The following is a 20,153-nucleotide window of genomic DNA, read 5'->3' as shown; positions in this document are numbered from 1 at the left end:
TCCGAAAATTTCATCTAACTCCATTAATTATTTGGGACTTATGTCACAGCCCCCTTTTGCTTTACTTTCGGTTTGCCCGCTGCAGGGCACCGGTGTTGCGGCCCCAGAAGACGCCGTCCGTGTAGCCCTGGATGCTGCGGTCATCGTTGGCCCGCATCAACCGGTAGATTCCCCAGGCGACGTAGAGCTTGCTCTGCTCAATCCCGATAAAGTGACGGCCCAACTTCTTTGCTGTCACCAGGCTTGACCCGGCCCCGGCAAACGGGTCGAGGACCAGGTCACCCGGGTTGGAACAAGCCAGGATCGTCTTTGCCAGCAGCTTCTCCGGCTTCTGGGTGGGGTGCCCGGTGTTCTCCGGCATCGACCAGTAGGGGATGGAAATATCATCCCAGAAGTTGGAGGGCATGGTATCCCGGAAGCGCCCGGCCCGTGTTTCCTGCCAGTCCTTTGCCTGACCGTTTTCCCGGTAGGGGGCGACCACCTGCCGCCGCTGCTTAACCTGGTCGACGTTGAAGGTGTAGTCTTTGCTGTTCATGGTCAGAAACCAGATGTCTTCCATCCCGTTCTTCCAGTTAGTTTTGGCCCCGCGCCCCTTTTCCCGTTGCCAGGTGATCCGGTTCTTGATGATAAAGTTCTTTCCTAAGACCGGCGCCAGGGCGATGCTGGTTTGCCAGTCCGCAAAGACGTAGAGGCTGGCGTTCGGCTTGAGTTTCGGCTTTATGGCGTCAATCCAGCGTTGGGTGTAGGCCTGGTAGTCATTATCCGTCAGGCGCTTAAAGTGGAGACCGTCATACTGCTTGTTGAGGTTGTAGGGCGGGTCCACCAGGGCCAGGTCGGCCACTCTATCCGGCAGTTGGGGGAGGATGGCGAACGAGTCGCCATTGATACTCTGGTCTTTCACCTTCTCCATGGTTGTCAGGTCATCTGCTGCTGTCTTAATCTGGGCAAGGACGCCCGCGGGCGCGTGTGCAAGGTCAAAATCGATTGTCTTATTCCGGGCCGACTTTGTCATTTTGTCACCATCCAAATTCGTGTTTTCATTCTAGTATAACGCATGTCGGGTCCCAACTTTGTCTTCGCCAGCATTAATGTGAAATTCTTGCCTATTTCTGGTAATAAATTGCCACTCTCCCGCATTTGCTAGCAAACGCTTACACATGTCGGTATCATAAAAGTAACACAGAAATGAGGAGTGTTTGACAATGAAAATGATGAAGTGGATCGCAGGATTAGTAACGGTTTTCTTGGCCTTTCTGTTCTTGAATGGGATCAAGGGTAACAACACGCCCGTCCAGGCAAGCAACAACATCAAGGTTACTTACACCCTGAAGAAGAACAATAAGCAGTTCGCTAACAAGAAGGTCACGGTTAAGGACAACGCCACCGTCCTGAACGGTCTCAAGAAGGGCTGGAAGGTCAAGATTGCCGACAAGGATATGGTATCCTCAATCGACGGCCACAGCCAAAACAACAAGAAGCAAATCTATTGGACCTACACAATCAACGGCAAGTCCAGCAACAAGTCGGTAATGCAACAGCACGTTAAGAATAATAACCACGTTGTCTTCAACCTCAGTAAGATGAGTAACTAAGACAACAAAAGGGAGGGAAGCAACGATGACAACTGAGCATGACCGCATCAAAAGGATGACTTTAATGTCAATGCTCACGGCGATTGGCGTTGTTTTCCGGATCATCCGGATTCCGATTCCCAACGTCCAGCCGGTCACAGACATGATTATGATTGTCACCCTGGTACTGGGAATCGGGTTCGGTATTTCGCTGGCCATGATGATCATGGTCGTTTCCAACCTGGTGTTGGGCTTTGGTATCTGGACCGTTCCCCAGATTATTGCCTACGCGGTCTGCGTGCTGACGGTGGCGGGACTGGCTAAGGTCTTGCCAATCCGGAAGCACCTGACCCTCCAGGTTATCCTGGCCGCCTTCCTTGGCTTTGAGTACGGTTTTTTCGTCAGTATCGGGATGTCAATCTACGGTGGCTTTGCGGCCTTCATTGTATACTGGCTGAACGGTTTGCTGTTCGATTTCTACCACGCGGCCGGGAACGTGGGCTTCTACTTTATCCTGTATAAGCCCCTGACCAAGATGCTGAAGATGTATTTTAAACAATAGATAAAAACACGGTTGAGGAAATCTGAATTCTCTCAGCCGTGTTTTTTGTGTCTGGCTAGATTTTAATCAAACGAGTTGTCCCCGTCTTGGGTTACCATCTTGATGAGGTTAGGGTTATCGGTGTTACGTTCGAGGGTTCCACCATCGTCCTTTTCCTGGTGGCCCAAGCTGACGTCGCCGTCGTCGCTCGTTAGAATTACCCCCGGATCGTTCAGAGCGTGGACCTCGTTATCCCCACTTTGGTTATTGACGAGGTAGTGACCATTGACCATCAGCTTGCGGGCTGTGAAGTCACCTGAAGACAGGTTGGCCTGCCCACCGCTAACGGTTACCTTGTAGAGGTCAGTGTCGCCACTAGCGGAATTAAGCTTGGTAGCCGTTAACCGACTATTGGCGGATCGAATGTCGCCGGATGCGGAGTCAATCGTGCCCCCGTTGACCTTACTGTTATTGACGGTGACCTCCCCACCGTGCGTATTGACGTGAACCCGGGCAAAACGGGTGTCCTTCAGGGTAACATCGTCATTACCCTTGATGGTCAGGGAACGGACCTGCTTGTTCTTTGGCACCGTGATAACGATTTGGTCATTGCTATCATCACTCCAGGAGACGCTAAAGTGCTTCGTCTTAACGGCAGTGGTTTGGCTAACGATAAGCTGGCCGTCCTTGACCGTCGTCTGCAAAGCCGCGTGCTTCTTGCCGTAGTAGTATGCGCCGTAGTGGTCGCCCTGCCGGACCTTGACATCCGCGGAGGCCGCCGTGACCTTGACTCGGTCGAAGTGTTGCTTAGTCAGTGTCTGTTTATTGACGTGGTTGAATGTCTCCTCGTCGAAGGGGTGGAAAGGCTGGGGATGGCTAAAGAAGCCCACAGCCACCATGATGGCCCCGATGATGACGAGGATGCCCCCAATACTAAGTGCTTTTTTCATTATGCGCCCTCCTTAGACTTGTTCCTGAGGTACCTGACGAAATTTTTACAGCCTCGGCAAAGCCACTTGATGGCCCAGATAACAATCGCCACGAAGATGATCAGCAGGCCGAGGAGGGCAATCCCGCCCCCGCAGTAAAAGATTGCTCCCCACACGTCGGTGGCAAACAGTGAGCCGGCCAGCGCGAAGGCGCCCACCCCCAGGCCAAAGATGGAGGCCAGGCCACCGATGATCAGGCCGAAGAAGCCGAGTAAGAGGCCCAGGGCCAGTGGCCCCAGGAAGATAATGAGGACCACCGCGAGACAGATATAGAGAATGGTCCGGGTCCGCCGGTCGTTTGCCGGGTGCGGTGATTGGCTGGCGGGACCGTTCGGTTGGCTACCGGTCGTCTTGGCGATGATGTCTGTACTCAGCTGTTCGGGCGTGCCCAGCTTGTCAACGATGTCCTTAACGGTGGTTAACCCGGCATCATCGATGTATTCGTTGTAGAAGTCGATGGCGTCCTCCTGGTCCGCCTTTGACAGGACCCTTAAGTACTTTTTTAACTGTTCAATGTATTGTTCGCGTGCGTTCATTGCTCTTCCCCCTTATCGCTAGCGTTAAACACCCGGTCGAGGCTCTCCTTATAATCGTTCCACAGCTTGCGGACCCGGCTTAGGTGCTGCTCGCCCTTACGGGTAATGCGGTAGTAGCGCCGGTTGCGGCCCTGGTAGCTCTGCTGGTAGGTGGTCAAATAGCCACCCTGGTTGAGGCGGCGGAGGACCGGGTACATCGTGGATTCGGAAATTGAAATGGCTTTTTGCATCTCCTGGGTAAGGGCGTATCCGTAATAATCTTGACGTTCAAGAATCGCGAGGACCATCCCATCGAGGAGGTCAGCGGTAATAGTAATTTTCATGGTGACCCTCCTTTACTATCGTTCATCTAATATTATATTCTATATAGTATTATAGTTGCAATAATATTGTGATAAAAAAAGCGGAGCCGGGGAAATTTTCCCGTACTCCGTAATCCGTTATTCCTTAACAAAACCGGTTTGCTTGAACTTGGCCCCGTGCATCAGGGTGTTCTCCACCGGGCAGCTCTTGGCTACGTCCGCCAGGAACTTTTTAATGTCTTCATCCGATTCGTCGCTGCGCAAGTGGGGCTCGTAGCGAATCTCGGTGAACTTGTACAGCTTTTGGCCGTCGACCTCTTCTCTGCCGAGGTCCCCCTCGACGTCGACCCAGAAGGCCCGTAAGTCAAAGTGCCGCTTCCGGGCAAGTTCGGTGGCGGTGATGGATTGGCAGGCCCCAAATGAGGCGAGGAGGATCTCCACCGGGTTCATCCCCGTGTTGGTGCTGTTCGGCTCGTCAAAAGTGATTTCAAAGCCGCGGGTCCCGGCCGCAACCTGCATTCCCGTGGTGGTCTTCGTTGCTCTAACTTTGTAGGTACTCATAGTAAAACCTCCTGATAGTTAATTTACTCTAAGTCTACCGGACCAGAAATTCGGGTGCAATTAAAAGGCTCCTTTGACCATCCGTATTAATAGCCTATAATTTAGGTATTAAACGAATATAAATGGGGAGATAAAGATGAAATATTCGCACCGGCTGAGCGACGCCGTACACATCTTGGTATACATAGAAATTTTAGGGAGCGCTAGCAGCTCAACAATTGCTGATAGTGTCAATTCAAACCCCAGCCTGATTAGGCGCTTGATCGCCCGGATGGTCAAGGCGGGGATCTTAAGCCGCAAGGGCAAGGGGAGCGAGATTACAATCAACCTGACGCGGCCGGCGAATCAAGTCAGTCTCCTCGATGTCTACCAGGCGGTGGAGGACCACCAGCACTTCTTAAACGTTGACCAGGAAGTCAACCACAACCAGCCCCTGGGTCGTAGCATGCCGGCGGTCCTCAGCGAAGCGTATGGGCAGGTGCAGATTGCTGCGGAACAGGAAATGGCCCAGATCAGCCTGCAGTCGGTTGTCGATGCGGTCCGGGCGAAAATGTAAGCTGGAAAAGTAGCAGAGCGCTCGCGACAAAGCTATCCTACAGGCTTTCCCTACTGGGTAATATTTGAAAACTGAGAAGAAAAAATCCGCACCACGATTCCAAAATTCGTGGTGCGGATTTTCCTATCTTAAGCTGATATTCCGGTCGCTAAAGTCCGGGATACTTCATGTGAACGTGCTTGCGGTCGGCCTCGATGAACTGGTCACCGTAGCTTATGAAGCCAAACTTCCGGTAGTAGCCTTCGACCTGTACCTGGGCGTGGATGATAATCTCCTTACCGGGGAAGTGCCGCTTGATGCCGGCCAAGATGTGGTCCATCAACGAATTCCCCAGCCCTTGCCCCCGGTGGTCCTTAGCAATCACGACCCGGCCGAAGGTAACGTGGTCGTCCGTAGTGAAGTAGCGTGCGTAAGCAACTAGTTCCTGGCCGACCATGCAGAACACGTGGCGGGCTTGCGGGTCATCATCGTCGGGGTCGTAGTAGGCGCTGTCCTGTTCGGTATTGAAGACGATGGCCCGGAGCTTATAAATCTTAAACAGTTCGTGAACGGTTAGTTCGTCAAAATTCTTGTCATACCAGTTCATAGTTACTTCTCCGGTTGAACTTCGTGTGGGGACTTCTTGCCGGCGAGGACGGTGAGGACGTCCTCCAGTGAGAAGTCAACCATGTTCTTGACGGCCAGGTTGGTGAAGAAGGCGATGTGAGGTGTCAGAATGACGTTGTCCATCTCGTGGAGCTCCTTGATCAACGGTACGTCGTCAAGGCCCTTCTCCCGGCGGTCAGTCATGACGACCTTCTGTTCTCCTTCGAAGGTGTCCAAAGCGGCGGCCGCGATTTCCTTCTTCTTCAGGGCGTCAATTAAGTCCGCCGTGACCACAACAGGGCCCCGACTGGCATTGACCAGACCAGCGGTTGGCTTCATCAGTGCCATGTCCTTAGCGGTGATAAGGCCTGTAGAAGTTGGGTTAAGGTCCACATGGAGGCTGATGACGTCGCTTTGCTTGAGGAGTTCTTCCTTAGAAACGTAGTCGACGGTGCCCTTCATCTCTTCTCTGGGCTTGACATCAAAGCCGAGGACGTGGGCGCCCAGGGCGTTGAGCAGCTTTGCCAGGGTACCGCCAATCCGGCCCACCCCGATGATGCCGATGGTGGCGGTGTGAATTTCTAAGGCCTGCTCGTCACTGAACCAGCGGAAGTCGTTTTGGGCGACCTGGCTATCGAAGCGGTAAGACTTACGGAGGAGGCGGAAAATCTGCATGAGGGCGTGTTCGGCAACGGACCGTGGCGAGTATGCCGGGACGTTGGTGACAATTAGGCCGTTTTCGTGGGCCTTTTGGATGTCAACCATGTCAAAGCCGGCCGTCCGGGTGGCAATCTGCTTCAACCCGTTGGCCTTTAGCTTGGGGTAGACTGCGGGATCAACCTTACTCCGCTGCTGGATGACCAGACCATCCATCCCCGCGGTCATATCAACCGCGTCATCAATCAGCTTAGGTGTCGTGGTGATGTCAACGTTGTGTTCCTTTTCAAAGGCCTTAATGGCGGTCTGCTCATCGTCTCGTACACTGGTCATTAAAATTTTAGTCATTGTTTAGTCCTCCTTTAGAAAAGCAGCAATCCGGTCAACGGCCGTCTTCAGGTTGTCTATACTAGTAGCGTAACTGAGCCGCAGGAAGCCCTGGCCACCGGCCCCAAAGTAGGAACCCGGAATAACGGCGACCTTCCCTTTTTCGGCTAACTTGGTAGCGAAGGCGACGTCGTCAGTGCCAAACGCTGCCGGGATCTTGGCGAAGACGTAGAAGGCGCCCCGTGGAGTGGCCAGTTCAAAGCCCAGCTTTTGGAGGGCGCCAACCAGGAAGTCACGCCGCTCTTGGTAGGCCTTCTTCATGGTCAGGGTCGCCTGGTGGCCAGCATCCGTGCCGAATGCAGCGGTGGCAGCGGCCATGGCGGAATCGGTGGCGGAGGTGATCATCATCCCGCTCAGGGCACTAACCGGGCCCATCAATTGCTTTGGCCCGGCGATGAAGCCGATCCGGTAACCGGTCATGGCGTGGGACTTGGATGCCCCGTTGAGGAGCAAGGTCTGCTCGGGAATGAACTTGGCGATTGAAGTGTGCCCACCGTCGTAGACCAGCTCGGAGTAGATTTCATCGGCAATGACTACCAGGTCAGTGTCCTTGACGGCGCCCGCCAGTTCTTCGATTTGAGCGGCCGTGTAGGTGACGCCGGTCGGGTTGGATGGGTAGTTCAAGATCAAAGCCTTGGCGGTTGGTTGGTCGGCAATGGCGGCCTTGAGCTTTTCAGGCGTCAGGACAAAGTCGTCGGCGCTGGTGTCGATTTCCACAACCTGGCCGCCGAGCATGGTGGTAATGGCCATGTAGAGGGGGAAGGTTGGGGTGGCAATCAGGACTTCGTCACCCGGGTTGATCAAAGTTGCCAAAGCGGCGTAGATCCCCTGGGTAGCCCCGATGGTGACGGCAATCTCACCGTTCGAATCGTAGTCGAGCTGGTAGCGGTCGTTCAAGAAGTGGGCAATCGCCTTCCGTAAAGCGATCGTCCCGACCCCTGGAGCATAGTGGGAGTCGTTATCGTTAATGCTCTTAATGGCGGCCTCCTTCATGGCGTCGGGGACGTTGAAGTCCGGTTCCCCCAGGGTTAGTTTAACAATGCCTGGGACCTGGCTGGCCTTGGCATCGAATTCCCGGATGCCGACGGGCTTGAGACGGGCGAAGTTGTTGTTCAGACGGTTTATTAGACTTGATTTAGTTGCTGGCATGATAAAATTCCTCCTTGAAAATACGAAAAAGACCCGGAGTGGATTAACCATATCCGGGTCTTTTCATCAGATTGGAATGAGTATGATGAGGAGGGCTCCGGATATGTTAGACCATCCGGAAACCGCCAATGACAAAATCACTGCTGGTTAGCGGATAGCATGACGCCAAACCAGAAGTAATATGCCCGATTCAATTGTTGAATCCGTGATTTCATCATTAGTGAACTCCTTAATTAACTGATTGTTAATCATTCTAATTTATTTTTAATCTTTGTCAAGGGTAAACGGAAAATTAATTCGGGCCCACCGCGGGAGATGCTTGCTATCACGGGCGTTTTCTCCATCCGCAAAAAATCTCAAATTATTTCACTTTTTTGCTATATTACACTTGTATTATACCACAGATGTGATATAATAATAGATGCAAAGGAAGTGAAGAGCGATGCGGATCGATATTAAGCGATATCTGGAGGTGCATAATCTGACCATCTACCAAGTATCAAAACGGTCCGGCTATGGCTACACGACTTTGCATAAATCATTTAACAAACCACAATCAAGTTCTACGTCGCTAAATCTTCGCGACCTTGATGCACTAGCGCAAGTCGAACATAAAGCGATGTGGGAAGTACTGCGTGATTTAGAGAATCATTATCTATACCACGATGATGATGAGTCGCTGTAGTCAGAAAGCCGCTAGTTTTTTGACTGACAATTAATGAAACTGACTACAACTAATTAAGAGAAAAAGTACAAGGGGGTACTGCGATATGGCACAAAATCCAATGGATCCATTTAACAGCGATATGAATGACATCTTCAACCAATTAATGGGTGGAATGAATGGTTACAACTCTGAAAACCGGCGTTACATGATCAATGGCCGGGAGGTAACACCAGAAGAATTCGCTCAGTATCGGCAAACGGGTAAGTTGCCTGGCGGTGCCGCTCCACAACAAGGCGACCGTCCAGGTCAACAGCCAACCAACGGTAAGGGAAGCATTCTCCAAAAGCTCGGGCGGAACTTAACCGAAGAAGCACGCCAGGGCAAGCTTGATCCGGTAATCGGCCGGAACAAGGAAATCCAAGAGACGGCTGAAATCTTGAGTCGGCGGACAAAGAACAACCCGGTTCTTGTCGGCGATGCTGGTGTTGGTAAGACGGCCGTTGTCGAAGGCTTAGCACAAGCAATTGTTGACGGTAACGTTCCTGCCGCCATTAAGGATAAGGAAATCATCAGTATTGACATTTCCGGTCTGGAAGCAGGAACCCAATACCGGGGCAGCTTCGAAGAGAACATGCAAAAGCTGATTGACGAAGTTAAGAAGGCCGGTAACGTCATCCTCTTCTTCGATGAAATCCACCAAATCATCGGGGCTGGTTCTACTGGTTCCGACAGTGGTTCTAAAGGGATGGCTGACATTATCAAGCCAGCACTGTCACGGGGTGAAATTACCGTGATCGGTGCAACGACCCAGGATGAATACCGGAACACGATTATGAAGGATGCTGCCTTAGCACGGCGGTTTAATCCGGTAACGGTTAACGCCCCAAGCAAGGCTGACACGGTTGCTATCCTGAAAGGTATTCGGGACCTGTACGAACGTCACCACAATGTCAAGTTGCCAGATGACGTCTTGAAGGCAGCGGTGGACTACTCCGTCCAGTACATGCCACAACGTTCCCTTCCTGACAAGGCCATTGACCTGATTGATATGACTGCTGCTCACCTGGCTGCAAAACACCCAGCCCACGATGCAAAGCAGATTGAAAAGGAAATCAAGGCCCAAGAAAAGAAGCAAAAGGACGCCGCTGCTAAGGAAGACTACAAGGCTGCCCAGGCTGCTAAGGACAAGATTAGTGACCTGAAGAAGCAACTGGGTCAAAACTCCGAAGACGAGAAGGTTACGGCAACTCCAGAAGACGTTGCTAATGCCGTTGAACAAATGACTGGTATCCCGGTATCCAAGATTGGGGCCAGCGATGTTGAACGTCTGAAGGACATGGACAAGCGGCTTGAAGGCAAGGTTATCGGCCAAGACGAAGCCGTGGAAGCAGTTGCTCGGGCCATCCGGCGGAACCGGGCCGGCTTCGATGAAGGGGACCAACCAATTGGCAGCTTCCTCTTCGTTGGACCAACTGGTGTCGGAAAGACTGAATTGGCTAAGCAATTGGCCCTCGACATGTTCGGTTCCAAGAACGACATCATCCGTTTGGACATGTCTGAATACTCTGACAGGACAGCCGTTTCTAAGCTGATTGGGACAACTGCCGGTTACGTGGGCTACGATGACAACTCCAACACCTTGACGGAAAAGGTTCGTCGGCACCCGTACTCCATCATCCTGCTTGATGAAATTGAAAAGGCTAACCCACAAGTGATTACCCTCCTTCTTCAAGTATTGGACGATGGTCGGCTGACTGATGGCCAAGGGAACACCATCGACTTCAAGAACACAATCATCATTGCAACTTCTAACGCCGGCTACTCCAACGACGCACCGGTAAAGCTGGGCAATGACGAGGACGAAGAAGACTTGATCAAGAAGTTGACTAACTACTTCCGTCCTGAATTCTTGAACCGGTTCAACGCCATTGTTGAATTCCACAGCCTGACTAAGGACAACCTCCAAAAGATCGTTGACCTGATGCTGGCTGACGTTAACAAGACTTTGGCTAAGAAGGACATGGACGTTAAGGTTACCCCAACTGCTAAGAAGTACCTGATTGACGAAGGTTACGACAAGGCAATGGGTGCTCGTCCACTGCGCCGGGTTATCGAACGGGAAATCCGTGATAAGGTAACGGATTACTACCTTGACCACCTTGACGTCAAGCACCTGGTTGCCGAAATGCAAGATGGTAAGTTAGTCATCGTTGACGCTAAGGACGCTGCAAAAGACGACAGCGACCAATACACGCCAAAGGCTGACGAAGACAAGGACGACAAGAAAGAAGAAAAGTAACGCCTAAGTATTGAGCGTACGAAAAGGGAGATCGGAAAATTCCGGTCTCCCTTTTTTTGTAGATAGGTGGGGTTGCGATTAGCCGACCTTAACGGGGGTGTCGGCCTTCTCACCCTTGACCAGCTCAATATTGTTGTCAAAGGCCTTGATCACCATGTTGCGAACCGCATGGGTGGTGTAGAAGGCGGTGTGTGGCGTTACCAGGACGTTTGGCCGGTGGATGAGGTCGTTTAGGCGGGCGTCAGGGAAGTCCTTGCCCTCCCAATTGGCGTTGAAGATGCCGACTTCGTTTTCGTAGGTGTCCATGACGAAGCCGAAGATCTTGCCACTGTCGAGGGCCTTGATGACGGCATCGGTATCAACGAGGGCCCCCCGCGAGCAGTTGACCAGGGTGACGCCGTCTCTCATCTTAGCGATGGAGTCGGCGTTGATCATGTGGTAGTTTTCCTTCGTTGCGGGAACGTGGAGGGAAATGACGGTTGCCTGCCGGTAGAGGTCGTCTAGGTTGTCAACGTAGTAGCCCTTGGCTTTCAGCTCAGGGTTTTCGAACGGGTCGTAAGCGATGACCTTGGCCCCGTAGCCTTCCATGATTTGCATGTAGACCCGACCGATGTGGCCGGTGCCGACTACCCCGATGACTTGGTCGCGAACTTCGTGACCGATGGTGGGGGCCCACCGTAAGTCGCCCTTGGCAATCTTTTCGTCCATTACCTTGGTCTGGCGGAGGATCCGGGCCGTCTGAATGGCGGCGTGCTCAGCAATGGCGTTTGGCGAGTAGACGGGCACGTTGGTGATTTCAAAGCCGAGCTCCTTGGCCTTGTCCATGTCGATGTTGTCGACCCCAACATTCCGCAGGGACATCTTGGTGATTCCTTCATTGGCAAGGGCCTGCAGGGTGTCCGGGGTGTAGTCGAGTTGCTGGTAAACAACGACCCCGTCAGCGCCCTTGGCGAGTGCGGCAGTCTCCGGGGTCAGTAGCTTATCGGTGTAGTCCACGTCAATATCCGGGTGTTCGTTTGCCCATTCTTTGACGTACGGTTCTTCATCCTTCCGAATACTGAAGGCAAAAATTTTCTGTGCCATAGATCTTACCTCGTTTCTAAATGAGAGACATTAACAACTACTTACAAGGCCATTGTATCCTAATTCTCACCATTTGGTAAAGCGCTTTCATTGCTGGTGTGTGGCTGTTCTTAACTGATTGGCTATTAAATTATTCATATGGAATATATTGAAGAGGTTAATAAAAGGGGCAGTGAAAGCAGTGAAGGAATTAAAACGGCAATAATTTAAGGGCTAATCAAAGTGGCTATTTTATCAACAAATTAATTTTAAAGATTTTTTTGATTAGTTTAAGGAAGTGTTTAGTTATCTCATGAAGTATATGCACGAATATTCATTTAATGTATTATATTCATAGAAAAACAATTTGTCTAAAAGCTTTAAGAAATAGTTTTCCCCCTATGACTGATGCTAATAGATAAAAAGTAACTTTCAAAAAATGCTGCTTTTTATTATTAATCACAGGAGGATCAACACATGTTTTCAAGAAAAAATACTCAAATGATGGTGCAAAAGAACCGCCCGATTAAACAACACTTTGGCTTGCGAAAGCTTAGCATTGGGGTGGCCTCTGTCCTGCTAGGGCTCTCCTGGGCCTACGTGGGGATTGTTAATGCTGATACGACGGATCAAAATCAACCAGTTGCCGCTGTGACTACTGAACCTAGTGCTTCAGCTAATCACATTGATGTTAGCAGTAGTACCGTGAGTGCAAGCCCGGTGGCGAGCAGTACTCCTGTAAGTAGTCAGCCGGAGAGCTCAGCTGAAGTAACACCTGTTGAGGTACCCGCGAGCAGTGCAGTAAACATCGCGGGTAGTAACCAGCCGGTAACTAGCGAAAGCCAACCAGCCGCCCCGGCCCAGGGTCAGCCGGTTGCCAGTCCCACGCCAGCCCCGGTACAGACTAGTCCACAAAAGGAAGTTGGTACGGTTGATACAATTCATACGGACACGATCCTCAAGGATAAGTATGGGATTGACATCAACCATTTAGACGCTAAGAGTGTCCTCTTACTGGCTTCTCTTTTCCACATCTTTGCTAACGAGGCTAATCTGGGGTGTGACGTAAACGGCAACATTGCGGTTGGTATCCTTGGCGGTTTTGGTACCCGGGGTGATTCGATTCACCTTTCAAAGGGTGATATTTACTACATTCAGCAGTTAAAGGACGCTCTTAACTCGGGGTCCTTCCGTAACCCGGAATTTAACCACGTTATTTTTGGAAACGATATCAAGGTTGAGGTAATTGACGGGAAAGTGTACGTTAATGGTCAGGTAATGAATAATCTTAAGCCTGAGGAAGTTTTCAAGGACGGCAATATCCAATACATTGACTTTGCGGCCGTCTTTAACCGTCTTATTAAAGCGGCAAACTTCTACGCTGACCAAGAGACCTCCAGTGGAGTCGTGATGGACTTTAGCGACATGAATAATCAAAAGATTGATGTTTCAAACGCTACCGCAACGGATAACGTCATTTACGTAAATATTCCCGGAAGCTTGTTAGCGGGAAGCCAGCCAATCAAGGTTTATGGCCTTTCTAGTAAAGATGGGGCGCCAACGGTAGTTATTAATGTCCTAAACGCTGATGGAACAATCAATATTGCTACTCAAGTTCACTTATACTACGATGACAATAATTCGCCAGTTAATAATGGTGAAGGTCACACGGTCCCTAACCGCATTCTTTGGAACTTTGGAAACCAGGAAAAGGTAATTAATATTACTTCCGGCCGCTTCATGGGCAGTATCTTGGCACCGAATGCAACAGTCAACGCGCACGTTAACGTCGACGGCAATATCATTGCTAACATTGTTAACATTACTGGTGGCGAATCACACCGCTGGGATATTCACCCGGTAGTTCCACCATCCTTTATTGAGATCCCGACGCCGGATCCAGACCCAACGCCGGACCCGGACCCAACACCGGATTCTGAAACGCCGAAAGATGGTGAGCTGATTGATGAGGATACTAATAAAGACCCACAGATGCCGGTAATAGAGACAACTCAAAAGGAAAAAGTTACGCCGAATACGGTTACGAGACCTAAACAACAGGCAGAACTACCACAATTAGGGGTCGGAGAAGATGCAGGAAAGTTAGCCGGAATTTTGACCCTTATATGCCTCCTAAATCTAATGACGATGGGCCTTTACAACCGGCGTAACCGTCAATAGCAGATGAGTAGATATTAAAAGAGCCACGAGCATTCGATTCTTGAACACTCGTGGCTCTTTTGTAATTTAAATGTATAATAAGACACTTTTTATATTAGCCGACTTTAACCGGTGTGTCAGCTGGTTTACCATTGATTAGCTCACAATTGTTATCAAAGGCCTTGATAACCATGTTACGAACGGCATGGGTAGTGTAGAAGGCAGTGTGTGGAGTTACTAAGACATTTGGACGGTGAATCAAATCTTCAAGCTGGTCGTCAGGGAATTGCTTGTCCCGCCAATCAGCGTTAAAGATACCGACTTCATCTTCGTAAGTATCCATAACAAAGCCAAAAATCTTACCACTGTCAAGCCCAGCAATAACAGCATCGGTATCAACTAAAGCGCCACGTGAGCAGTTAACGAGTACAACGTTGTCCTTCATCTTGGCAATTGTATCTTTATTGATTATGTGGAAGCTTTCCTTAGTAGCTGGTACGTGGAGTGAGATAACATCTGCTTGAGCGTAAAGACTATCAAGGCTGTATGCCCGACCTATTTGTTGGAGTCCAACGAAGAATTCATGCAGTCTGGATTACTGCATGTTCAGCAATGTCATTTGGCAAATAAACGGGAACATTTGTATTATAAAATAGCTCAAATTTTGTAGTAGAATAAAAGCGGTTACAGAAAATTGTGAGAGGTGGAACTAATGTTAACAGCTAATATTGTTTATGCAACTATGACAGGAAATAACGAAGAAATTGCAGATATCGTTTGCGATAGTTTACGCAAGCAAGGTGTTCAGGTAAAGGAAATGGAAATTTCCCAGACAGATGTTAACGATTTTAAAGATGCCGATATTCTGGTTGTCTGTGCATATACCTATGACGAAGGAGCGTTGCCAGAAGAAGGGATAGATTTCTACGAGGATCTTCAGGAAACCGATTTGAGTGGGAAAATCTATGGTGTTGCTGGCTCTGGTGATAAATTTTACGGTGAATACTATAATACTACTGTTGATCATTTTGATGATGCCTTTAAACAAGCCGGTGCTACCAGTGGGGCAGAAAAAGTAAAAATTGATTTGGAACCATATGAAGAAGATATTGAGAAACTTGATCAATTTGCTCATGATTTAGTAAAAACTGTCCAACAAAAATAAAAGGGACGTGATAATGCTAATATCGGTCCATTAGTAGGGAGTTTGAGTAAACATTCGTATAGTCAGAAATTGGCTAACTACTTAATAGGGCAATCTTAAAAGCAGATTTCTTCTAAATAAACTATGACATCTTGCCGCTATACAATCTAGATCTTGAAAAGAAACAGTAAGTCTTTCGGGAAGTTGTGAATAGGATAGATACGTTGTTCTTTGTCACTCAGGAATATAACTTTTCAATTTCTGGTGATTTGAAGAATGCAATTGATGTCCTATCTGTTCCATCGTCGTAACCTTATGTTTACTACTAACTCATCCTTAGTGATTACGATTACGAACTCATCAGGAGTTCGGGGCGGTACCAACGCGAACGCTCGTACTCAGCAGTTACTCCGCTATACCGGTATGAATGTAATGAATATGTTCGTTACGGTGGGCAATGTCCAGCAGATCTTTGATCATTATGATCATACAACGGAAGCATTAGGTAATTTTGTAAATATAGTGAATGAAAAGTAGTCATGGATAGTAAAAGGGGAAGTTCCTCTACATATTTGAAAATGCTGCAGCACAGTACACAGAGAGGACTCTAGCGTTCGGGTTTTCCGAACACTAGAGCCCTCTTTATACTTGCGGGGGTTTGAAAACGAACTAACTTACTAATTCTATCTTATTCCCCTTTTGTTTTTATCTTAAGAATTATTAACCAACCTTAACCGGTGTGTCAGCTGGCTTGCCATTAATTAACTTGCAGTTGTTATCAAAGGCCTTGATAACCATGTTGCGAACGGCATGGGTAGTGTAGAAGGCAGTGTGTGGAGTTACTAAGACGTTGGAACGGTGGATCAAGTCTTCAAGCCGGCTGTCAGGGAATTGCTTGCCCCGCCAATCAGCGTTAAAGATGCCAACTTCATCTTCATAAGTATCCATAACAAATCCAAAGATCTTACCACTGTCAAGGCCAGCAATAACGGCATCCGTATCGACTAAGGCCCCACGTGAGCAGTTAACCAGTACCACGTTGTCCTTCATCTTGGCAATGGTGTCCTGGTTAATCATGTGGAAGTTTTCCTTAGTAGCTGGAACGTGGAGTGAGATAACGTCTGCTTGAGCATAGAGGTCATCAAGACTGTCAACGTAGTAGCCTTGCTTCTTCAATTCAGGATTTTCGAATGGGTCATAGGCAATGACCTTAGCACCGAAGCCTTCCATAATTTGCATGTAGACCCGGCCAATGTGACCTGTACCAATTACACCAACGGTTTGGTCACGAACTTCCCGACCAATTGTTGGGGCCCAACGAAGGTCACCATTAGCAACCTTTTCGTCCATTACCTTAGTTTGCCGAAGAATCCGGGCAGTTTGAATTGCCGCATGTTCGGCAATGGCGTTTGGTGAGTAAACAGGAACGTTAGTAATTTCAAAACCAAGCTCCTTAGCCTTTGCCATGTCAATGTTATCAACACCGACATTTCGAAGGGACATCTTAGTAACACCTTCGTCAGCAAGTGCCTGAAGAGTATCAGCAGTGTAATCAAGTTGTTGGTAAACAACTACACCATTAGCACCTTTAGCGTACTTTGCCGTCTTGGGAGTAAGTAATTCATCAGTGTATCCAACTTCAATGTTAGGATGCTTACTTGCCCATTCCTTAACATATGGTTCTTCATCCTTCCGAATACTGAAAGCAAAGATCTTTTTACCACCATTGCCATTAGATGAACCGGATTGTTCAGCAAGGACTTGTTGAACAATCTTTTTTACTAAATCCTTATTGACATCAATATCACCCATACATCTTACCTCATTTCTTATGTGAAAGACTTTTAAGCCCTTCGTAATATAAAGTACTACCTACAAAATCTATTGTATATCAACCGTGGGATTTAAGTAAAGCGCTATCAAAGGTCATAATCAGGCAATTTGTAAATTAATTGGTTAAAATATTAACATTCTTGTTTGTAGATCGTTGGGTATTGATCTCTAAATTTGTGAAATCTATATAATGATTGAATTATTAGTGATAATTAATACAAAAAAGAATAAAAATAATAACATTATTTTATTATTTGTCAAATTTTATGGAAGCTATTTAGCATTAATAAAATGCTTTGTGTGTATGTTAACATGAAATCGTAAGTTATAAGAAAGCGTATTCACTTGATTACATGTTATTATAATTTGCTACTGGGTCTTACTTAGAAAGACGGTGTTAGTTTATGCATGGCTTTATTGGTGAATTTTTCGGTACCATGATTTTAATTCTAATTGGTGCCGGTACTTGCTGCAGTAATAACCTCAATAAGAGCTATGGAAAGGGCAGTGGTTGGCTGTTTATCTGTACATCATGGGGGTTAGCTGTTACGATGGGTGTTTACGTGGCTGGTAGTTTGGGGTCCTTGGGACACCTTAACCCGGCCGTTACGATTCCATTTGCAATCTTTGGCCTCTTCCCATGGAGTAATGTTATTCCTTATCTCCTTGGACAATTCCTGGGCGCATTTATTGGCGCAGCACTAGTTATTTTTCATTTCTGGCCACAATTCAAGGCGACAAAGACGGATGCTGACGGAAATAACGTTAGTGACTTTGCTACCCGTCCAGCAATTAACAACCCATTTTTCAACTTCCTTTCAGAAGTTATTGCCACCTTTGCCTTTGTATTCATGCTCTTAAACCTTGGTAATTTCACCCAAGGATTAAAGCCATTCATTGTTGGTTTAGTAATCATGATTGTTGGTACTGGTTTAGGGACAACTACTGGGTTCGCCTTGAACCCCGCTCGTGATTGGGGACCGCGCTTTGCCTACACAATTTTGCCAGTACCTAATAAAGCATCAGGTGAATGGGGCTACTCATGGGTTCCAATGTTTGGTCCACTAATTGGTGGCTGCATTGCCTGTGCTATTCAAGCGCTGTTAGTTTAAAGCGTCTATTCATTTGAATATTCAAGAGTTAATAAAGAGACTGGCCAGTTCCTAGTCTCTTTTTAGTAAGTGAGGTTATTCCTAATGAAGAATGGAGAGTTATTGGAGCAGAGCAACAAGCAACTTGCTCACTTCGAAAAGCTAGTAAATAAGGACCATGTACTTACGGATGAACAAAAGAAGAGTCTAAAAACGCAAAAACTAAAGGTGGGGGTCGACCTCGGGACCTCTTCAATTGTTTTGACAGTTTTAGATAAAAACAGCCACATTATCTATGGTGATTTTGAGTATGATCACGCTGTGCAGGACGGAATTGTGGTTAATTACATGGATTCTGTCAATATCTTGCGCCGCCTGAAGAAAAAGGCCGAGGAAAATATTGGAGTTGAGTTGACAACGGCCGCGGGTGCAATTCCGCCCAAGACAGGTGAGAAGAGCAGTAAGGTTGTTGCTAACGTTATTGAAGAAGCGGGATTTACCTGCACCAACGTTGTTGACGAACCGACTGCGGCAGCAACCTTTTTAAAGATTAAAAATGGCACGGTTGTTGACATTGGTGGTGGTACAACCGGAATTACCATCTTCAAGAATAAAAAAATTCAGACGGTAATTGATGAGCCCACCGGTGGTTTCCATATGACACTTGTTCTCGGTGGTCGCTATAAAATTAAGAATGAAGAGGCAGAGAAATTGAAACGGAATAAGGACCGTGAGGAGGAGGTTTATACAGTTATTCGCCCGGTTGTTGAAAAAATGGCAACTATTGTTGAAAAGCTGGGTAGCCAGGTTGAGGACCCAGTAATAGTTGTAGGTGGGGCAACGAATTTTACCGAATTTACGACAACCTTTTCCAAAGTTTTAGGGAGGAAAGTGTATAAACCACTTTACCCGCAATTTGTGACGCCATTAGGAATTGCCTTATGTGATCATGCTAAGTAGTACAAAAGGTCAGGAAAATTTGCGTTTTCCTGACCTTTTGATTTTTTAAATTGTTTTACGAACGCTAGAAGTTCTCTATCCCAGTGTAAATCCATTGAATAACTGATTTATCACCTACTGAAACGTCTACTGGTGACGTGGTGGGTTGTATACAGTTAACGGTATAAATCCACCCATTATTCTCATCACTACTTAAATCGCCAATTGCGTAAACGTATGTGGAGTCACTGAGGTCCTGTGTTTTAAAATCAATTCCCTTATCATCGAAGAATTTTTGCGAAACGGTATATACTGACGGATCCTTGAGCCAGGAGAGGTCTCGGGAAATTGTGTAAATTTTCTTTATCTTTTTGTTTCGCATCCGGTATTTGGAAGGCGTCATCCCACACTTTTGCTTGAAGATTTTAGTGAAGTAACTCGCCTGTGAAAAGCCGAGACGGTGAGAAAGTTCATTAATCGGTGCAACAGATAAGGCCAGGCGCTCCTGGGCAAGGGCAACTTTTCGGATATTAATGTAGTCAATGAAGTTGACGTTGAAGTAGTTCTTAAACAACCGACTGAGGTATGAAGGTGAGAGGTAAACATGTTGGGCAATGTCCTCAAGAGTTAGGGGCTTACTGATGTTAGCGTTGATGTACTTAAGCACGTTAACAAAGTTTTTATCAACATTAACAACCTTGCCCTTATCGTGCTTGTTAATGATATGAAGCTTGTGGTGCGCATCTTTTGAAGTGGTTGAATCGCTAATTAAACTAAGACCACCTATGTAGTTTTGAAGTTCACGCGGATCAAGTGCATTGAACACCATCAGATGGTGGAAATTCCCTTGGTCCAGACGCCCACTTGTACTGTCGAGGTAACTCCGGTACATCATTACCTGTTCCTTTAAAGTACTACTTACATTCAGGATGAAGAAACCGGACAGTGCATTGTCCAGAATAACTGGGAAAGCTGTTACTTTTTTAAAATTGACATGAGTGAGGTAATTATAGATGTCTTGTGAAGTGTTCAATATTTGGTGGCCGCTAATTATCATTTTATTTGTTGAACTGAAACTTGAAAGCCCTGAATTGCAATGAAATCATTGTGGTTCAGGGCTTTTG

Annotated in this window: 21 protein-coding genes and 1 pseudogene; 10 read left to right on the top strand and 12 right to left on the bottom strand. The window is 47.8% G+C overall.

From position 1 onward, the window contains the following. Nucleotides 1-61: 61 nt before the first annotated feature. A complete protein-coding gene (locus FD32_RS02845; RefSeq protein WP_047766902.1) occupies nucleotides 62-1,012 on the bottom strand; it encodes a DNA-methyltransferase in 951 nt (316 codons plus the stop codon). A 190-nt stretch (nucleotides 1,013-1,202) separates the two neighbouring features. Between FD32_RS02845 and FD32_RS02840 the strand changes: the two genes are divergently transcribed. Both FD32_RS02840 and FD32_RS02835 read left to right on the top strand, forming a co-directional pair. Further along, a complete protein-coding gene (locus FD32_RS02840; protein WP_047766869.1) occupies nucleotides 1,203-1,592 on the top strand; it encodes a DUF4430 domain-containing protein in 390 nt (129 codons plus the stop codon). Nucleotides 1,593-1,617: 25 nt separating this feature from the next. Then, nucleotides 1,618-2,133, top strand: a complete 516-nt coding sequence (locus FD32_RS02835) for an ECF transporter S component (RefSeq protein ID WP_047766870.1) — start codon at nucleotides 1,618-1,620, stop codon at nucleotides 2,131-2,133. A 62-nt stretch (nucleotides 2,134-2,195) separates the two neighbouring features. Here FD32_RS02835 and FD32_RS02830 read toward each other — a convergent pair whose 3' ends face one another. The 4 genes from FD32_RS02830 to FD32_RS02815 all read right to left on the bottom strand — a co-directional run bounded on the left by FD32_RS02830 (nucleotide 2,196) and on the right by FD32_RS02815 (nucleotide 4,500). Further along, a complete protein-coding gene (locus FD32_RS02830; protein WP_053002979.1) occupies nucleotides 2,196-3,062 on the bottom strand; it encodes a DUF4097 family beta strand repeat-containing protein in 867 nt (288 codons plus the stop codon). Then, nucleotides 3,062-3,637, bottom strand: a complete 576-nt coding sequence (locus FD32_RS02825) for a DUF1700 domain-containing protein (protein WP_047766876.1) — start codon at nucleotides 3,635-3,637, stop codon at nucleotides 3,062-3,064. Before FD32_RS02825 ends, FD32_RS02830 begins: the two co-directional genes overlap by 1 nt. Beyond that, nucleotides 3,634-3,960 carry a PadR family transcriptional regulator gene (locus FD32_RS02820; RefSeq protein ID WP_047766877.1) on the bottom strand — a complete coding sequence of 109 codons (327 nt, stop codon included), beginning with the start codon at nucleotides 3,958-3,960 and terminating at the stop codon, nucleotides 3,634-3,636. Before FD32_RS02820 ends, FD32_RS02825 begins: the two co-directional genes overlap by 4 nt. Nucleotides 3,961-4,077: 117 nt before the next feature. After that, nucleotides 4,078-4,500 (bottom strand): OsmC family protein, encoded by a 423-nt coding sequence (locus FD32_RS02815; protein ID WP_047766879.1) that lies wholly within the window; start codon nucleotides 4,498-4,500, stop codon nucleotides 4,078-4,080. 136 nt (nucleotides 4,501-4,636) lie between these two features. On the opposite strand from FD32_RS02815, the gene FD32_RS02810 reads away from it, so the two are divergent. Next, nucleotides 4,637-5,056, top strand: coding sequence for an Rrf2 family transcriptional regulator (locus FD32_RS02810; RefSeq protein ID WP_047766881.1), 420 nt, complete (start codon nucleotides 4,637-4,639; stop codon nucleotides 5,054-5,056). 148 nt (nucleotides 5,057-5,204) lie between these two features. On the opposite strand, the gene FD32_RS02805 is transcribed toward FD32_RS02810, so the two are convergent. From FD32_RS02805 to FD32_RS02795, 3 genes are read right to left on the bottom strand one after another with little or no spacing between them, the layout of a single operon-like run. Continuing rightward, nucleotides 5,205-5,642, bottom strand: a complete 438-nt coding sequence (locus FD32_RS02805) for a GNAT family N-acetyltransferase (RefSeq protein WP_047766883.1) — start codon at nucleotides 5,640-5,642, stop codon at nucleotides 5,205-5,207. 2 nt (nucleotides 5,643-5,644) lie between these two features. Next, nucleotides 5,645-6,646, bottom strand: coding sequence for a D-2-hydroxyacid dehydrogenase (locus FD32_RS02800; protein ID WP_056962099.1), 1,002 nt, complete (start codon nucleotides 6,644-6,646; stop codon nucleotides 5,645-5,647). Nucleotides 6,647-6,649: 3 nt separating this feature from the next. Continuing rightward, nucleotides 6,650-7,834 carry an aminotransferase class I/II-fold pyridoxal phosphate-dependent enzyme gene (locus tag FD32_RS02795; RefSeq protein ID WP_047766887.1) on the bottom strand — a complete coding sequence of 395 codons (1,185 nt, stop codon included), beginning with the start codon at nucleotides 7,832-7,834 and terminating at the stop codon, nucleotides 6,650-6,652. Nucleotides 7,835-8,276: 442 nt separating this feature from the next. Here FD32_RS02795 and FD32_RS02790 point away from each other — a divergent pair, with 442 nt between their 5' ends. Both FD32_RS02790 and FD32_RS02785 read left to right on the top strand, forming a co-directional pair. Then, the gene (locus tag FD32_RS02790) at nucleotides 8,277-8,519 is read left to right on the top strand and encodes a hypothetical protein (protein ID WP_047766890.1); all 243 of its coding nucleotides are present in this window, start codon (nucleotides 8,277-8,279) and stop codon (nucleotides 8,517-8,519) included. 85 nt (nucleotides 8,520-8,604) lie between these two features. Next, a complete protein-coding gene (locus FD32_RS02785) occupies nucleotides 8,605-10,800 on the top strand; it encodes an ATP-dependent Clp protease ATP-binding subunit (RefSeq protein WP_047766892.1) in 2,196 nt (731 codons plus the stop codon). Between the two features lie 78 nt (nucleotides 10,801-10,878). On the opposite strand, the gene FD32_RS02780 is transcribed toward FD32_RS02785, so the two are convergent. After that, on the bottom strand, nucleotides 10,879-11,883 hold the full coding sequence (locus FD32_RS02780; RefSeq protein WP_047766895.1) for a D-2-hydroxyacid dehydrogenase: 1,005 nt from the start codon (nucleotides 11,881-11,883) through the stop codon (nucleotides 10,879-10,881). 456 nt (nucleotides 11,884-12,339) lie between these two features. Between FD32_RS02780 and FD32_RS02775 the strand changes: the two genes are divergently transcribed. Beyond that, nucleotides 12,340-14,043, top strand: coding sequence for a collagen-binding domain-containing protein (locus tag FD32_RS02775; protein ID WP_053002980.1), 1,704 nt, complete (start codon nucleotides 12,340-12,342; stop codon nucleotides 14,041-14,043). A gap of 94 nt (nucleotides 14,044-14,137) precedes the next feature. Here FD32_RS02775 and FD32_RS09755 read toward each other — a convergent pair. Beyond that, nucleotides 14,138-14,566: pseudogene (locus FD32_RS09755) on the bottom strand (NAD(P)-dependent oxidoreductase); the annotation flags it as partial. A 168-nt stretch (nucleotides 14,567-14,734) separates the two neighbouring features. On the opposite strand from FD32_RS09755, the gene FD32_RS02765 reads away from it, so the two are divergent. Next, nucleotides 14,735-15,187 carry a flavodoxin gene (locus tag FD32_RS02765; protein ID WP_047766896.1) on the top strand — a complete coding sequence of 151 codons (453 nt, stop codon included), beginning with the start codon at nucleotides 14,735-14,737 and terminating at the stop codon, nucleotides 15,185-15,187. A gap of 185 nt (nucleotides 15,188-15,372) precedes the next feature. Further along, nucleotides 15,373-15,477, top strand: coding sequence for an NADPH-dependent FMN reductase (locus FD32_RS10485; RefSeq protein ID WP_082126007.1), 105 nt, complete (start codon nucleotides 15,373-15,375; stop codon nucleotides 15,475-15,477). A gap of 409 nt (nucleotides 15,478-15,886) precedes the next feature. Here FD32_RS10485 and FD32_RS02755 read toward each other — a convergent pair whose 3' ends face one another. Further along, the gene (locus tag FD32_RS02755) at nucleotides 15,887-16,978 is read right to left on the bottom strand and encodes a D-2-hydroxyacid dehydrogenase (protein ID WP_235803743.1); all 1,092 of its coding nucleotides are present in this window, start codon (nucleotides 16,976-16,978) and stop codon (nucleotides 15,887-15,889) included. A 425-nt stretch (nucleotides 16,979-17,403) separates the two neighbouring features. On the opposite strand from FD32_RS02755, the gene FD32_RS02750 reads away from it, so the two are divergent. Beyond that, nucleotides 17,404-18,111, top strand: a complete 708-nt coding sequence (locus FD32_RS02750; protein ID WP_047766898.1) for an MIP/aquaporin family protein — start codon at nucleotides 17,404-17,406, stop codon at nucleotides 18,109-18,111. Between the two features lie 84 nt (nucleotides 18,112-18,195). Then, nucleotides 18,196-19,050, top strand: coding sequence for an ethanolamine utilization protein EutJ (eutJ, locus tag FD32_RS02745; RefSeq protein WP_047766900.1), 855 nt, complete (start codon nucleotides 18,196-18,198; stop codon nucleotides 19,048-19,050). Between the two features lie 64 nt (nucleotides 19,051-19,114). Here the strand turns inward: eutJ and FD32_RS02740 are convergent, their stop codons facing one another. Then, a complete protein-coding gene (locus FD32_RS02740; protein WP_161795063.1) occupies nucleotides 19,115-19,924 on the bottom strand; it encodes an AraC family transcriptional regulator in 810 nt (269 codons plus the stop codon). Nucleotides 19,925-20,153 lie beyond the last annotated feature (229 nt).

The sequence above is a fragment of the Limosilactobacillus panis DSM 6035 genome, from assembly GCF_001435935.1.
In the GTDB taxonomy this organism is placed as follows: Bacteria; Bacillota; Bacilli; order Lactobacillales; family Lactobacillaceae; genus Limosilactobacillus; species Limosilactobacillus panis.
This window is presented reverse-complemented; position numbering and strand designations above follow the sequence as displayed.